This is a genomic window from Pseudomonas sp. D5(2026), assembly GCF_057766845.1.
The window spans coordinates 4,653,738-4,668,468 of the sequence record NZ_CM173421.1; the positions used below are offsets into that span (position 1 = coordinate 4,653,738).

General features: G+C 62.9%; 13 protein-coding genes. 8 read left to right on the plus strand and 5 right to left on the minus strand.

The genetic code is table 11. The features are described 5' to 3' along the window. Positions 1-4: 4 nt before the first annotated feature. The 6 genes from AC3B5Q_RS21515 (at position 5) to AC3B5Q_RS21540 (ending at position 7,522) form a co-directional block, all read left to right on the plus strand. Complete coding sequence (locus tag AC3B5Q_RS21515) at positions 5-1,444, plus strand: alginate O-acetyltransferase (RefSeq protein WP_021784112.1); 1,440 nt, start codon at positions 5-7, stop codon at positions 1,442-1,444. Between the two features lie 8 nt (positions 1,445-1,452). Beyond that, positions 1,453-2,556, plus strand: coding sequence for a mannuronate-specific alginate lyase (locus AC3B5Q_RS21520; RefSeq protein WP_021784111.1), 1,104 nt, complete (start codon positions 1,453-1,455; stop codon positions 2,554-2,556). A gap of 181 nt (positions 2,557-2,737) precedes the next feature. Then, positions 2,738-4,195, plus strand: a complete 1,458-nt coding sequence (locus tag AC3B5Q_RS21525) for an MBOAT family O-acyltransferase (RefSeq protein WP_084852069.1) — start codon at positions 2,738-2,740, stop codon at positions 4,193-4,195. Positions 4,196-4,206: 11 nt separating this feature from the next. Beyond that, positions 4,207-5,364: an alginate O-acetyltransferase gene (locus AC3B5Q_RS21530; protein ID WP_021784109.1), complete on the plus strand. Its 1,158-nt coding sequence runs from the start codon at positions 4,207-4,209 to the stop codon at positions 5,362-5,364. Between the two features lie 20 nt (positions 5,365-5,384). Beyond that, positions 5,385-6,032: an alginate O-acetyltransferase AlgF gene (locus tag AC3B5Q_RS21535; RefSeq protein WP_021784108.1), complete on the plus strand. Its 648-nt coding sequence runs from the start codon at positions 5,385-5,387 to the stop codon at positions 6,030-6,032. 35 nt (positions 6,033-6,067) lie between these two features. Beyond that, positions 6,068-7,522 carry a mannose-1-phosphate guanylyltransferase/mannose-6-phosphate isomerase gene (locus AC3B5Q_RS21540; protein WP_028697479.1) on the plus strand — a complete coding sequence of 485 codons (1,455 nt, stop codon included), beginning with the start codon at positions 6,068-6,070 and terminating at the stop codon, positions 7,520-7,522. Between the two features lie 39 nt (positions 7,523-7,561). Here the strand turns inward: AC3B5Q_RS21540 and AC3B5Q_RS21545 are convergent, their stop codons facing one another. Beyond that, complete coding sequence (locus tag AC3B5Q_RS21545; RefSeq protein WP_274118867.1) at positions 7,562-8,014, minus strand: hypothetical protein; 453 nt, start codon at positions 8,012-8,014, stop codon at positions 7,562-7,564. Between the two features lie 169 nt (positions 8,015-8,183). Here AC3B5Q_RS21545 and AC3B5Q_RS21550 point away from each other — a divergent pair, with 169 nt between their 5' ends. Then, positions 8,184-8,648 (plus strand): hypothetical protein, encoded by a 465-nt coding sequence (locus AC3B5Q_RS21550; protein ID WP_021784105.1) that lies wholly within the window; start codon positions 8,184-8,186, stop codon positions 8,646-8,648. Positions 8,649-8,679: 31 nt separating this feature from the next. Continuing rightward, positions 8,680-9,492, plus strand: a complete 813-nt coding sequence (locus AC3B5Q_RS21555) for an SDR family oxidoreductase (RefSeq protein WP_488392733.1) — start codon at positions 8,680-8,682, stop codon at positions 9,490-9,492. 41 nt (positions 9,493-9,533) lie between these two features. Here the strand turns inward: AC3B5Q_RS21555 and AC3B5Q_RS21560 are convergent, their stop codons facing one another. From AC3B5Q_RS21560 to AC3B5Q_RS21575, 4 genes are all read right to left on the minus strand, one after another. Continuing rightward, entirely contained in the window at positions 9,534-10,988 is a 1,455-nt protein-coding gene (locus AC3B5Q_RS21560) for an efflux transporter outer membrane subunit (RefSeq protein WP_103463052.1), read from the minus strand. Continuing rightward, positions 10,985-12,046, minus strand: a complete 1,062-nt coding sequence (locus tag AC3B5Q_RS21565) for an HlyD family secretion protein (RefSeq protein ID WP_021784102.1) — start codon at positions 12,044-12,046, stop codon at positions 10,985-10,987. Before AC3B5Q_RS21565 ends, AC3B5Q_RS21560 begins: the two co-directional genes overlap by 4 nt. Positions 12,047-12,074: 28 nt before the next feature. Then, positions 12,075-13,616, minus strand: coding sequence for an MFS transporter (locus tag AC3B5Q_RS21570; RefSeq protein WP_021784101.1), 1,542 nt, complete (start codon positions 13,614-13,616; stop codon positions 12,075-12,077). A 135-nt stretch (positions 13,617-13,751) separates the two neighbouring features. Beyond that, positions 13,752-14,657, minus strand: a complete 906-nt coding sequence (locus AC3B5Q_RS21575; RefSeq protein ID WP_003251728.1) for a LysR family transcriptional regulator — start codon at positions 14,655-14,657, stop codon at positions 13,752-13,754. Positions 14,658-14,731 lie beyond the last annotated feature (74 nt).

The following is a 14,731-nucleotide window of genomic DNA, read 5'->3' on the forward strand; positions in this document are numbered from 1 at the left end:
GACCATGACTCCACACCTGATGAAACTGCTGGGCCTGTCCGCCGCCCTTCTGGCAATCAGCCAAGGCGTACGCGCCGAAGACGTCAAGGCCCCGACCTTCAAAGCCGAGCCCTGCTGCCAGTTGTGCCCTGAAGCGCACGATGCCAGCCGCTACACCACCCGCTATCAGCAAAATTTCACCACGCTGGTGCAGGCACAGGGCGACTGGCTGTTCCGGACTCGCGAAGACCTGCGCACCGAGTTCAATACCACCCCGGCCGGCTACAAACGCCTGCAACAAGTGCACGACGCGTTCAAGAAGCGTGGTGTGGAACTGGTGGTGGTGTACCAGCCGACCCGTGGCCTGGTGAACCGCAACATGCTCAACCCGGCCGAAAAAGCTGCCTTCGACTATCAGAAGGCCCTGGGTAACTACCAGGCCATGCTCAAGCGCTTCGCCAGCATGGGCTACAACGTGCCCGACCTGTCACCACTGACCAACGAGCAACTGGCCGCCGCCGACCAGGGCAAGGATTTCTACTTCCGTGGCGACCAGCACTGGACGCCGTACGGTGCCGAGCGCGCGGCGAAGATCGTGGCCGACACCGTGCACAAGATGCCAGCCTTCGAAGGCATCCCGCGCAAGGAATTCGAGACGAAGAAGTCCGGGCGCATGGGCAAGACCGGCACCCTGCACAACGTTGCCGGCCAACTGTGCGGTACCAGCTACGCCGTCCAGTACATGGACCAGTTCGCCACCGAGCCGAAAGGCTCGAGCGGCGGCGACGACCTGTTCGGTGACAGCGGCAACGCGCAGATCACCCTGGTCGGTACCAGCCACAGTGGCAAGAACTACAACTTCTCGGGTTTCCTCGAGCAATACATTGGCGCCGACGTGCTCAACGTCGCCTTCCCAGGCGGTGGCCTGGAAGGCTCGATGATCGAGTACCTGGGCAGCGAGGAATTCCAGAAGAACCCGCCGAAGATCCTCATCTGGGAATTCTCCCCGCTGTACCGCCTGAACCAGGAAACCATCTGGCGGCAAATCCTTGGCCTGCTCGACGACGGCTGCGACGACCGCCCAGCCCTGATGAGCGCCAGCACCACCCTCAAGCCGGGCAAGAACGAGCTGATGGTCAACGGCAAGGGCGGCGTGATCAAAGACCTGATCAACCGCGACCTGCAGATGGACGTCAAGTTCGAAGACCCCTCGGTGAAGGTGTTGCAGGCCACCCTGTGGTACCTCAACGGCCGTCACGAGGACATCAAGCTGGAAAAGCCTGAAACCTCCGACACCGACGGCCGCTTCGTCTTCCAGATGCGCGAAGACGAGGACTGGGCCAGTCAGCGCCTGCTGGCGTTCGAGGTACAGGGGCCGGAAAGCGGCACCCAGAAGGTCGAGGCCAAGCTCTGCAAACGCAACAACTTCGCCGTGCCTGCGCAAACCGCGCAGGCCGGCCAGTGAGGCGACCCATGACCATCATCAAGCGTATTTCCAGCCCCGCCCTGCTCGCGTTGGCCTTGTTTGGCGGTGCCGCGCACGCCGCGCTGGTACCGCCGCAGGGTTACTACGAGGGGATCGAAAAACTCAAGACCGGCGATGGCAATTTCCGCTGCGAAGCGGCGCCCAAGCCATACACCGGTGCGCTGCAGTTTCGCAGCAAGTACGAAGGCTCGGACAAGGCACGGGCAACGCTCAACGTGGCCTCGGAAAAAGCCTTCCGCAAGTCGACCGAAGACATCACCACGCTTGAGAAAGGCGTGAGCAAGATGGTCGGCCAGTACATGCGCGACGGCCGCCCGGCGCAACTCGACTGCACCCTGACGTGGCTGGGCACCTGGGCACGCGCCGGTGCATTGCTGTCCACCGACTACAACCATACCGGCAAGTCGATGCGCAAATGGGCGCTGGGCAGCATGAGCGGTTCGTGGCTGCGCCTGAAATTCTCCAACTCGCAGCCGCTGGCCGCACACCAGGCCGAGGCCGACCTGATCGAAAAATGGCTTACCCGCCTGGCCGAGCAGACTGTGCGTGACTGGAGCAACCTGCCGCTGGAGAAGATCAACAACCACAGCTACTGGGCGGCCTGGTCGGTCATGGCTACCGCCGTCGCCACCGACCGGCGCGACCTGTTCGACTGGGCCGTGAAGGAATACAAGGTGGGCGCCAACCAGGTGGATGACCAGGGCTTCCTGCCCAACGAAATCAAGCGCAAGCAGCGCGCGCTGGCCTATCACAACTACGCCTTGCCGCCGCTGGCGATGATTGCCAGCTTCGCCCAGGCCAATGGCGTCGACCTGCGCGCCGAGAACAACTTCGCCTTGCAGCGCCTGGGTGAAGGCGTGCTGGCCGGCGCCCGCGATCCCAGCCACTTCAAGGCGCGCGCGGGCAAGAAACAGGACATGACCGACCTCAAGGTCGACAGCAAGTATTCCTGGCTCGAGCCCTGGTGTGCGCTGTACCACTGCGTTGGCGACACACTTGAGCGCAAGCACGACATGCAGCCGTTCAACAGCTTCCGGCTGGGCGGCGACCTGACCCGGGTCTACGACCCGAGTGCAGAGCGTAAAAAGTAACACCATCCCTGTAGGAGCGGGTTTACCCGCGAAGAGGCCGGCACAGGGCACCGCAGATGGCAGGCCCGGCCCTTTCGCGGGTGAACCCGCTCCTACAGGGGACTAGGTATCTCCCACCTTTTTGTGGGGGGTTTGGGGGGCGCTTTGCCCTGGATGCTGTGAACAAATTAGGAGAACCGGGATGGTCTTCTCGTCCAACGTGTTCCTGTTCCTGTTCTTGCCGATCTTCCTCGGCCTGTACTACTTGAGCGGGCAACGTTATCGCAACCTGCTGCTGCTGATCGCCAGCTACATCTTCTATGCCTGGTGGCGGGTGGATTTTTTGGCACTGTTCGCCGGGGTCACCCTGTGGAACTACTGGATCGGCCTGAAAGTCGGTGCCGCCGGTGTGCGCACCAAGCCGGCACAGCGCTGGCTGCTGCTCGGCGTGGGTGTCGACCTGGCGATCCTCGGCTACTTCAAGTACGCCAACTTCGGCGTCGACAGCCTGAACGCGATCATGACGTCGTTTGGCCTGGAGCCATTCATTCTGACCCACGTGCTGCTGCCGATCGGTATCTCGTTCTACATCTTCGAGTCGATCAGCTACATCATCGACGTATACCGCGGCGACACCCCAGCTACCCGCAACCTGATCGACTTCGCAGCCTTCGTGGCGATCTTCCCGCACCTGATCGCAGGCCCCGTGCTGCGTTTCAAGGACCTGGTCGACCAGTTCAACAACCGTACCCACACCCTGGACAAGTTTTCCGAAGGCTGCACCCGTTTCATGCAGGGCTTCATCAAGAAAGTGTTCATCGCCGACACCCTGGCCGTGGTCGCCGATCACTGCTTCGCCCTGCAAAACCCCACCACCGGTGATGCCTGGCTCGGCGCCCTGGCCTACACCGCGCAGCTGTACTTCGACTTCAGCGGCTACAGCGACATGGCTATCGGCCTGGGCCTGATGATGGGCTTCCGTTTCATGGAAAACTTCAAGCAGCCCTATATCAGCCAGTCGATCACCGAGTTCTGGCGGCGCTGGCATATCAGCCTGTCGACCTGGCTGCGCGACTACCTGTACATCACCTTGGGCGGCAACCGCAAAGGCACCTTCAATACCTACCGAAACCTGTTCCTGACCATGCTGCTGGGCGGCCTGTGGCACGGTGCGAACTTCACCTACATCATCTGGGGCGCGTGGCACGGCATGTGGCTGGCCATCGAGCGCGCGCTGGGCATCGACACCAACCCGCAGCGCTTCAACCCAGTGAAGTGGGCCTTCACCTTCCTGTTGGTGGTGGTCGGCTGGGTGATCTTCCGCGCCGAAAACCTGCATGTGGCCGCCCGCATGTACGGCGCCATGTTCAGCTTCGGCGACTGGCAGCTGTCGGAGCTCAACCGTGCCCAGCTCACCGGTCTGCAGGTGGCCACCCTGGTCATCGCCTACCTCACCCTGGCGTTCTTCGGCCTGCGTGACTTCTACCGCAATGCCAGACCGACGCCCACGGCGACCCCGGTGCAGGTCAACGCTGACGGCTCGATAGGCCTGGACTGGACCCGGGTGATGACCCGCGCACTGATCCTGCTGCTGTTCGTCGCCTCGATCCTCAAGCTTTCGGCACAAAGCTACTCGCCGTTCCTTTACTTCCAGTTCTGAGGTTGATGACCATGACCCGGACATTACGCATCACCTACTCCCTGTCGTTCCTCGGCCTGCTGGTCGGCATGGGCGCCTGGTCCACCGGTGGCCTGCAGAATTTCCAGCGCACCGAGCAGATGACCCTGCTCAACGGCAAGCTGGCCAAAGCCGCCGAGACCCACTACGACGCCGAATTCCCGATCAAGCGCCTGGGCACCAACCTGTGGGCGGCAATGGACTTCAAGCTGTTCAACGAAGGCCGCCCGGGTGTGGTACTGGGCCGCGACCAGTGGTTGTTCAGCGACGAAGAGTTCAAGCCCACCGCCGGTGCCGAGCAATTGATGCAGGAAAACCTGGCCCTGATCCGTGGCGTACGCGACACCCTGCAGCAACACGGTAGCCAGCTGGTGCTGGCGATCGTGCCGGCCAAGGCGCGGGTCTACGCCGAGTACCTGGGCAAAGAGCAGCCTGCCAGCCTGCATGACGACCTGTATAACCAGTTCCATGCCCAGGCACGCCAGGCCAACGTGTTCGCACCGGACCTGATGGCACCGATGGAGCAGGCCAAGGCCCGTGGCCAGGTGTTCCTGCGTACCGATACCCACTGGACGCCTATGGGTGCCGAAGTGGCGGCGCAAACACTGGCCGAAGCGGTCAGCCGCCAGAGCCTGCTCAACGGCGCCCCACAAGCCTTCATCACCGAAGCCGGCAACACCGCCCCCTACAAAGGCGACCTGACCAACTTCCTGCCACTGGACCCGTTGTTCAGCAACCTGCTGCCGACCCCGGACAACCTGCAGCAACGCACCACTCGCCCAGTCGACACCGAGGGTGACGCCGGCGACGCGTTGTTCGCCGACAAGCAGATCCCGGTTGCACTGGTAGGCACCAGCTACAGCGCCAACCCGCACTGGAACTTCCTCGGCGCGCTGCAGCAGGCCCTGCGCAGTGACGTCGCCAACTACGCCGAAGACGGCCATGGCCCACTGCTGCCGATGCTCAAGTACCTGCAAAGCGATGCCTTCAAAAACGCCGCACCACAAGTGGTGGTGTGGGAATTCCCCGAACGTTATCTGCCAATGAAAAACGACCTCAGCAGCTTCGATCCGCAGTGGATCGCGCAGCTGAAAAACTCCCGTAAATCCGAACAAAACCTGGCCTTGTCGTCCACCCGGACAGACCACTGACTGATAGAGAGGAAACGCACATGACTACCAAGACTTCCATTGCCAAAGCCCTCACCCTCGCGGCCGGCCTTTCCCTTGCCTCGATGCAGGCCTTTGCCGGTGCCGACGCCGCGCTTTATGGCCCTAGCGCGCCGAAAGGCTCGACCTTCGTACGCCTGTACAACGCCACCAGTGCACCGGCCGCAGCATCGGTCGGCAACACCCAGATCAAACAGGTTGGTGCCCAGGCCAGCAGCGACTTCAGCTTCCTGCCAGGTGGCGACTACACCGCCCAGGTCGGCGGCAAGAGCGTGCCGGTCAAGCTGGCCTCGGACAAGTACTACACGCTGGTCAACAGCAACAACGGCAACCCGAAACTGATCGAAGAACCACCGTTCAAGAACAAGCAGAAAGCTCTGGTGCGCGTACAGAACCTGAGCGACCAGCAACTGACCCTGAAAACCGCAGACGGCAAGACCGAAGTGGTCAAACCAGTGGCCGCCAACGGCCGTGGCGAACGTGAAATCAACCCGGTCAAAGTCAACCTGGCGCTGTACCAAGGAGACAAGAAAGTGGGTGACGTAAAACCCGTCGCCCTGGAGCGCGGCGAAGCCGCAGTGCTGTACGTAACGGGTTCCGGCAACGCCTTGTCGCCGGTGTGGGTAACTCGCCCCGTGGCTAGCAACTGATTCCCCTGCCTCTCAACGACTATTGGAGAAACATGATGATCCCGGTAATTCTTTCTGGTGGTAGCGGTTCCCGTCTGTGGCCTCTGTCGCGCAAACAGTTCCCCAAACAGTTCCTGGCCCTGACCGGTGAACACACGCTGTTCCAGCAAACCATCGAGCGCCTTGTATTCGAGGGCATGGACACCCCGATCGTGGTCTGTAACAAGGACCACAAGTTCATCGTCCAGGAGCAGCTGGCCGCACTGAAGCTGGAAACCCAGGGCATCCTCATGGAACCGTTCGGCCGCAACACCGCGCCGGCCGTGGCCATGGCTGCCATGAAGCTGGTCAACGAAGGCCGCGACGAGCTGATGCTGGTGCTGCCTGCCGATCATGTGATCGATGACCAGAAGGCCCTGCAACGTGCACTGGCCTTGGCCACCGTGGCCGCCGAGCGTGGCGAGATGGTGCTGTTCGGCGTGCCGGCGACCAAGCCGGAAACCGGCTATGGCTACATCCGCTCCAGCCAGGACGCGCTGCTGCCCGAGGGCGTGGCGCGGGTTGCGCAGTTCGTCGAGAAGCCCGATGAAAAACGCGCCGCCGAGTTCGTCCAGGCCGGTGGCTATTTCTGGAACAGCGGCATGTTCCTGTTCCGCGCCAGCCGCTTCCTTGAGGAACTGAAAAAGCACGATGTCGACATCTACGACACTTGCGTGCTGGCCCTGGAGCGTAGCGAGGAAGACGGCGATGTGCTGAGCATCGACGAAGCCACCTTCGCCTGCTGCCCGGACAACTCCATCGACTACGCGGTAATGGAAAAGACCCAGCGTGCCTGCGTGGTGCCGATGTCGGCCGGCTGGAGCGACGTCGGCTGCTGGTCGTCGCTGTGGGAAGTGCACGAGAAAGACGACAACGGCAACGTCACCAAAGGCGACGTGGTGGTGCAAGACAGCCACAACTGCATGATCCACGGCAACGGCAAACTGGTGTCGGTGATCGGCCTGGAGAACATCGTGGTGGTCGAGACCAAGGATGCCATGATGATTGCCCACAAGGACAAGGTCCAAGGCGTCAAGCAGATGGTCAAGACCCTCGACGAACAGGGCCGCACGGAAACCCAGAACCACCTGGAAGTGTATCGCCCGTGGGGCTCGTACGACTCGGTGGACATGGGCGGCCGCTTCCAGGTCAAGCACATCACCGTCAAGCCGGGCGCCAGCCTGTCGCTGCAGATGCACCATCACCGCGCCGAGCACTGGATCGTGGTGTCCGGTACCGCCGAGGTGACCTGCGACGAGAATGTGTTCCTGCTGACCGAAAACCAGTCGACCTATATCCCGATCGCTTCGGTGCACCGTTTGCGTAACCCGGGCAAGATCCCGCTGGAGATCATCGAAGTGCAGTCCGGCAGCTACCTGGGCGAAGATGACATCGAACGCTTCGAGGATGTGTACGGGCGCACCTCCACCCCCATCGAGCGCGGCGTTTCGGTGAAGACCATCGCGCAGTAAATGCTGACTCGCCCCTGGGTTGACCAGGGGCGAGCCTGCTCATTCAAGGGTCGGAGCTATGACGTAGATGTCGAACGGGCCACCCACCACCCTGAAAGGTCGCTGCAAATCATCCTCCCCTTCAAATTCGAAGGATTCTGCCCTGATGCTTGTGGCGGTCATCTCAAGTTTCCGGATATGCCCGGATTTCGCATAGCCGCCATAGGTTGTGCCGCGCTTGTGGACAAGAGCCCGGTTCGCCTCATCATCGATAACGACATCCCGCACGCCCCCTTGCAATGCCAGGTCGAAGTCGATGTAGACGTCCGCATCGTCGGCCTGCCCCTTGTACGCATACAACCACGCTGATTGTTCAGCGTTCCCGTAGTCCACGCCCTCTGAAACGAAATCCTCCCTTTGACCCGCCAGGCTGATGACTGCCGTCACTTTGCCCTTGGCAGGCGCTTTTTTCATTTCTTGCACAGGCTTTTGCTCAATCGCTGTCTGACTCATGGCCTTGCTCCTTCTGAATAGGCATGGCGGAATCTAGAATGGATGTACCCTTTCCACTACTCGCAGCAATGCCAGGTCTGGCTTCTGGCATAGGTGCTCACCGGTTACCTGACCGCTGGGTTTTAGATAGGCTGTAGCCCTCCCTGCGCGCGAATGAGGCGATTACGCGATGCTGATCGGTGCCCTGCTGGTCCTCACCTGGCTGGTGTTGTTGTTGCGTTACCCAGCCAAGGCTCTCCCCATCTCCCTGGCGGCCGTGTGTGGCCTGGGCCTGGTGGCTTCGTTCGTCGTCTGGCAAGACAGCCGCGAAAGCAGCCGACTGGCACACCTGGCCCTGCGCCTGACCTACGCCCCCGAACACTGCCCCGCCGACCGTGCCCTGCTGGTACGCATGAAGAACGGCAACGACGTGCCGCTGACCGAACTGCGCTGGCGCGTGGCAGCGTACGCACCGGGCGATACCGTGAACCTGGCCGAGAACACCTACAATGCACCGCGATACCGAGGGCCAGGTGAATTGCAGCCGGGGGCCGAGTGGCAAGACTGCCTGCCATTGCCGCCGCTGCGTTCCGGCTATCGGCCGCAGACCCTGGAGTTCCGGGCAGAGCACCTGCAAGGTACGTTTGCCAATTGATGTGTTTCCTCCATGACAACAGGCCCCAACCATGCCCACCGTCCTGATCACCGGTTGTTCCAGCGGCATCGACCGCGCCCTGGCCGACGCTTTCCGCGATGCCGGCCACCATGTCTGGGCCACCGCCCGCAAGCCTGAGGATGTCGAACAACTGAGTGCCGCCGGCTACACGGCCCGGCAGCTGGATGTAAACGACGGCGAGGCGCTGGCCCGCCTGGCAGAGGAACTGGAAACCCTCGATATCCTGATCAACAACGCCGGCTACGGCGCCATGGGGCCACTGCTCGATGGTGGCGTCGACGCCCTGCGCCAGCAGTTCGAAACCAACGTTTTCGCCGTGGTCGGCGTTACCCGGGCACTGTTCCCGCTGCTACGCCGCTCACGCGGCCTGGTGGTGAATATCGGCAGTGTATCGGGCGTGCTGGTCACGCCATTCGCCGGCGCTTACTGCGCCTCGAAAGCGGCTGTGCATGCCCTGAGCGATGCCTTGCGCCTGGAACTGGCACCGTTCGGTGTGCAGGTGATGGAAGTACAGCCGGGCGCAATAGCCTCGCAGTTCGCCAGCAATGCCCAGCGCCAGGCCGAGCTGGTGCTGGCGATGGACTCGCCGTGGTGGCCTTTGCGTGAGCATGTGCAGGCGCGGGCGCGGGCATCGCAGGACAAGCCGACTTCAGCGGCGGTATTTGCCCAAGGCGTGCTGGCAGCCGTCGGCAAGTCGCCGGCGCCAGCACGGGTGCGGCTGGGGAATGGCAGTACCGCCTTGCCGCTGATGGCCCGGTTGCTGCCGCGGCGGTTGCTGGACTGGGCACTGCGCAAGCGCTTTGGCCTGCTGCGCCCGCTCTGAGTGTTCGGCTGCCTGTCCCCCGCAGAATCCATGCCTCCTCTCTAACCGTGAGCATTCTGCGGCGGCCCATCAAACGCCTGCCAGCCTCCACCCAGCGCCTTGTACAGCCCCACCAGCGCCTGCGACACCGCTGCCGAGCTGTCGATCCATTGCTCCTCGCTGGCCAGCAGCGCGCCTTGCACCGTCAGCACATTGAGAAAGTCCACCGCCCCTTCCACATACTGGCGCTGGGCGGTTTCCAGGGCGATACGGTTTTGCCGCACGGCCTCGGCAAGGTGATCACGGCGCAACTGACTGGCGTTGTACAGGCGCAGCACATCGTCAATTTCATGCCAGGCCCCCAGCACTACCTTTCGATAGTTCAGCGCGGCTTCCTGCTGTTGCGCCTCGCGCAGTTGCAGGGTGCCCTTGAGCCGGCCGCCTTCGAAGACTGGCAGCGACAACTGCGGACCGAAGGCAAACCGGCGCGAATCCCAGCCACCGAAATCCGACAGCTGCATGGCCTGGAAGCCGACACTGCCCGACAGGCGGATGCTCGGGTAGAAATCCGCCTTGGCCACGCCAATGCTGGCGGTGGCGGCATGCAGGCGGGCCTCGGCCTGGCGGATGTCCGGGCGGCGCTCGGCCAGTTCGGACGGCAAGCCGATGGCAAACTTCTGCTGCGGCGCGGGCAGCTCGCCGCCTTGCAGCAATTCGGCCTGGAGGTTGCGCGGCGGCTCGGCAGCAAGCAGGCTGAGGGCATTGATCAGGTCATCACGCCGCGCTTCCAGGCTTGGCAGGCGCGACTCGATAGACGCGACCTGGGCGCTGGCCTGGGCCACATCCAGGCGCGTGGCAACACCTTCGGCCTGGCGGTCCTGGGACAGCTTCAGGCTGTGCCGGGCGACCCTGAGGTTGTCCTGCGTCACATCGAGGGTGTGTTGCACGGCACGCAGCTGGATGTAATTGCCGGCGGTTTCCGAAAGCAGTGCCACCAGCACACCGCGGCGGTCATTCTCGGCCACTTCGACCGTGGCATCGGCAGCCTCGACCTGACGCCGCACACGGCCCCACAGGTCCAGTTCCCAACCGGCCACCAGGTCACCCTGCCAGAGGTTGAAGGCTTCTTTCCCGGCCCTGCCGGACGGATCGCTCAAGCCATCGGCGCTGTTACGAGCGCGGCTGTAACCGGCGTTCACGTCCACCGACGGTACTTCGTCGGCAGCCAAGGTACTGCGCAGCGCACGGCTTTGCAGCAGGCGCGCGCTGGCCATCTGCAAGTCGAGGTTGCGCTCGGCAACGCGCTGGATCAAGGCACTAAGCTTTGCATCGTGGAAGGTTTCCCACCAGCGCAGCTCCAGCGGTTCGGCCTGCGGCTGGCTGGCTGCCGCCTCGCCTTGCAATGGCGCCCACTGCTGCGGGGCCTGGCTATCTGGGCGCAGGAAGTCCGGGCCCATGGTGCAGCCGGCCAGCAGCACGGCCAGCAGCAACGGGCTCAAGCGTAATCCCGGCTTCATCGCGCGCTCACCTCTTTGCCGTCCAGCTTGTCGCCACGGGTGTCGATGGTTGCTTCTACCGACATGCCCACACGCAAGCGGGTGAGCAGTGGCTGGCCATCATCGAGAACGATCTTGACCGGAATGCGTTGCACCACCTTGGTGAAGTTGCCGGTGGCGTTGTCTGGCTTGACTGCGGCGAAGGTTACGCCGGTAGCCGGGGCAATGCTCTGCACATGGCCGTGCAGCGTTTCGCCGGAGAAGGTGTCGACGCTGATGCTCACCGGCTGACCCGGCTGAACGTGGGTCAGCTGGGTTTCCTGGAAGTTGCCGACCACATAGGCCTGCTGCAACGGCACCACCGACAGCAGGCGGGCACCCGGGTTGACGTAGGCCCCCACGCGCAGGGCGCGTTCGCCGACCATACCGTCCACCGGCGCTGTGATGCGGGTGTAGGACAGATCGAGCTGGGCCTTTTCCAGGCCTGCTTCGGCACGCTTGAGCTGGCCATCGGCGCTGGCCACTTGAGCCGTGAGGATGTCTACCTGCTTGCGCGCCGCGACCCGCGCAGCTTGAGCGTTGGCCAGGCGAGCTCGGGCTTGATCGACAGCGCTGCGCGCCTGCTGGGCGTTCTGCACGGTACCCGCGCCCTGCTCGGCAAGGCGGCTGTAGCGCTTGACTTCATGGTCGGCGAACGCCACCTCAGCCTGGGCCGCCTTCACTGCCGCTTCGGCCTGGGCAATCAGCGCATCCTGGCGTTCAAGCGTGGCGCGGGCATCGGCGCTTTGTGCCTGGGCTACCAGCAACTGCGCCTGCGCAGCATCCAGCGCGGCCTGGTAGTCACGGGCGTCGATGGTCGCCAGCAACTGGCCAGCCGTGACCTGCTGATTGTCTTCCACCAGCACTTGCTTGATGAAACCGGTGACTTTGGGCGCGACCACGGTGTAGTCAGCGGTCACATAGGCGTCATTGGTGCTCTGGCGGTGGTCGCTGCCAAAGATCCAGGGGCCGACGATGCCGGCCAGGACGGCAACGGCCAGCACCGAGCCGATAAAAAGGGTTTTGCGGTTGTTGGTCATTTCAATAGTTCTCGACATCATCCAGGGTTCAAGCCACCGCACGCGGCGGATAGACCCGGGTAGGCACGAAAGGAATCAGGCAGATCAGGGCCACGGCGATACAGGCCAGCACCAGATAGAGGTCGGCCGAGGTCAATACCTGCGCCTGGTCGTGAATACGCTTGGCCAAGCCAGCAGCGTTACCGTCGATCAACGGGGCGTTGCCCAAGCTGTCTACCAGGTGATTGGAATGAAAATGCCGGCGCAGGGTGCCAAGAACCTCCAGCAGGCCACCGGCGATCACGGCGGCCAGGCCCTTGACGGTGTTGAACCAGCTGGAGGCGAACGGGCCTTCCTGCGGGGTCATGCCATTGGTGGACAGCATCAGCAACGGCAGCACTGCCATCGGCTGGCCGAACACCTGCAGCAGGTAGAACGGGTAGAAGTCGCCACGGATCCACTCGCTGGTCAGCAGGCTGCTGCCAACACAGGACGCCGCCAGCATCGCCAGGCCAATGCCCAGCACCCAGCGGCAGTCCACTGCGCGGATGTTGCACAGTGCTGCTGTCAGCGGCAGGGCGATCAGTTGCGGCATGGCCACCAGCATCATCAACGGGCTGGTCTGCGCCGGGCGGTAGCCCTGGATCTGCGCAAGGTAGGCCGACGGGATGCTGCCCACACCCGAGAGCACGACCAGTACACCGGCCAGGGTCACCAGGGCGAAACTCAAGTTGCGCCGCTGCAACAAGCGCAACTGGAAGAATGGCAACGGCTCGGACCACTCGTTGTACATGAACAACACCAGCAACAGCAGGCCACCGCCCAGCAGCCAGCAGATCAGCGGCGAATCGAACCAACCCCAGCGGTCGCCCAGCGACAGGCCCAGCACAGTGCAACTGATGGCGGGCAGGCCCAGCAGTACGCCCCGCCAGTCGAACTGTTTGAAACGCTCCAGGCGCAGCGGGTCCTGCGGCAGCCCCCAGCCTACGCAGAAAATGGCCAGCAGCGAGGGCAGGATGATCTGCCAGAACGCCCATTGCCAACCGACGTATTCGGTCCATAGCCCCGCCAGTGGCGTGCCGAGGTTGGGGCCAAAGGTGGCGGTCAGGGCGTAGCAGGCCAAGCCATAGACCTTGATGCCTGGCGGCAAAAAGCGCAGGGCCACGCTCATCAGCATCGGCGGTAACGCGCCAGCGGCAAAGCCCTGCAGTATGCGCAGCAACATCAAGCTGTGCAGGTTGGGGGCGAAAGGTTGCAGCAAGCCAAGCACGGCGAACAGGCCGACAGCGCTCATGGTGAAGCGCCGCAGCGAGAAGGTCGTGGCCAGCCACGGCGCGAAAGCCATGGCCGATACCGAAGCGGCGCTGTATGCCGCCAGCAGCCAGGCCCCTTCGTCGGCTCCGATGCCCATGGCGCCGCGGATATCGGCCAGGGAAATCTTGGTTACCGACTCGTTGAGGCCGGCGCAAAGCACAGCCAGCAACACACCGAACAACCCGACCACGACCTGCAGGCCGAACGCAGCCTGCGCGGGGGCAGCCGGCGCGAGGGCGGCGGCAGTGGCGGCAGACGGGACGGACAGGGAACTCATGGACAGACATCTCCGGCAACAAATTTGCGACTGGAGCAAGTCTAAGAAGGTCGAATGCTTACGAAAACTGACTTGTCGGCAGTTTTATATTGCGTCAAACGCAATCGGGTAGCGGATGCGCACGTGCCACACGCCTTAAGGGTCCATCCTGCCGCACGCTTTCAACGTCTGCCGCAGCCAGCGATGGGCCGGGTCATTATCGAACCGCGGGTGCCACGCCTGCATGACGTTGACCTTTTCCAGTGGCACGGGGATCTCGAAAGACCGCAATGGCAGTTTCAGCCGGTTCACACTGTTCAGGATATTGGCGGGTATCGGCAAGATCAGGTCTGAGTCCGGCAGCGAAAACATCGCGGAGTGAAAACTCGTCGTGATCAGGGCCACCCGGCGCTCCACCTTGTAATTGGCCAGCGCCACGTCGATAGGCCCATTGGCGCGGCCACGGCGTGACACGCTGATGTGCGGGTAGGCGGCGAAGCGCTCAGGGGTTATCTCGTCATCGAAAACCGGGTGCCCTTCCCGCGCCAAGCCCACGAAGTAGGTGTTGAACAGGCTCTGAACCTTGATTTCGGGGCCCAGTTCAATGGCTGAGCTGATGATCAAGTCGATTTGCCCATTGCGCAGCACCGCATCATCGTCGCCGCTGCCCTCCGGCACAAAACGCAGCACCGTATGCGGTGCCTGGGCCAGCATCATGCGCAACAACTGAGCCCCATAAAGGGCGATGAACAGGTCATTGGTGCGGATGTTGAAGGCACGGTCCAGGTTCACCAGGTCGACATCGTCGCGACTGCGAAATACCTGCCCGGCCTGCTCCACCAGGCCATGCACCTGCTCGCGCAGGGCCAGTGCACGCGGCGTCGGCACCAGGCCACGGCCGGCCCGCACCAGGATCGGGTCACCCAGTGCTTCACGGATACGCCCCAAGGTCCGGCTCATGGCTGCCGGGCTCAGGTTCATGCGTTGCGCCGCGCCAACCACGCTGCCCTCGTCGAGCAAGGCATCGAGGGCGACAAGCAGGTTCATGTCCGGAAGTTGCATGGCCGTTTTCCGTTACAGCTGTGGGGAATGCGATGGTATCAGGTTGATGGATTGCACCGGACGCAATGCGCTTG

Coding starts and splice junctions, on each gene's coding strand:
- AC3B5Q_RS21515 (WP_021784112.1), top strand. CDS start 5: ATGACTCCACACCTGATGAAACTGCTGGGCCTGTCCGCCGCCCTTCTG.
- AC3B5Q_RS21520 (WP_021784111.1), top strand. CDS start 1,453: ATGACCATCATCAAGCGTATTTCCAGCCCCGCCCTGCTCGCGTTGGCC.
- AC3B5Q_RS21525 (WP_084852069.1), top strand. CDS start 2,738: ATGGTCTTCTCGTCCAACGTGTTCCTGTTCCTGTTCTTGCCGATCTTC.
- AC3B5Q_RS21530 (WP_021784109.1), top strand. CDS start 4,207: ATGACCCGGACATTACGCATCACCTACTCCCTGTCGTTCCTCGGCCTG.
- AC3B5Q_RS21535 (WP_021784108.1), top strand. CDS start 5,385: ATGACTACCAAGACTTCCATTGCCAAAGCCCTCACCCTCGCGGCCGGC.
- AC3B5Q_RS21540 (WP_028697479.1), top strand. CDS start 6,068: ATGATCCCGGTAATTCTTTCTGGTGGTAGCGGTTCCCGTCTGTGGCCT.
- AC3B5Q_RS21545 (WP_274118867.1), bottom strand. CDS start 8,014: ATGAGTCAGACAGCGATTGAGCAAAAGCCTGTGCAAGAAATGAAAAAA.
- AC3B5Q_RS21550 (WP_021784105.1), top strand. CDS start 8,184: ATGCTGATCGGTGCCCTGCTGGTCCTCACCTGGCTGGTGTTGTTGTTG.
- AC3B5Q_RS21555 (WP_488392733.1), top strand. CDS start 8,680: ATGCCCACCGTCCTGATCACCGGTTGTTCCAGCGGCATCGACCGCGCC.
- AC3B5Q_RS21560 (WP_103463052.1), bottom strand. CDS start 10,988: ATGAAGCCGGGATTACGCTTGAGCCCGTTGCTGCTGGCCGTGCTGCTG.
- AC3B5Q_RS21565 (WP_021784102.1), bottom strand. CDS start 12,046: ATGACCAACAACCGCAAAACCCTTTTTATCGGCTCGGTGCTGGCCGTT.
- AC3B5Q_RS21570 (WP_021784101.1), bottom strand. CDS start 13,616: ATGAGTTCCCTGTCCGTCCCGTCTGCCGCCACTGCCGCCGCCCTCGCG.
- AC3B5Q_RS21575 (WP_003251728.1), bottom strand. CDS start 14,657: ATGCAACTTCCGGACATGAACCTGCTTGTCGCCCTCGATGCCTTGCTC.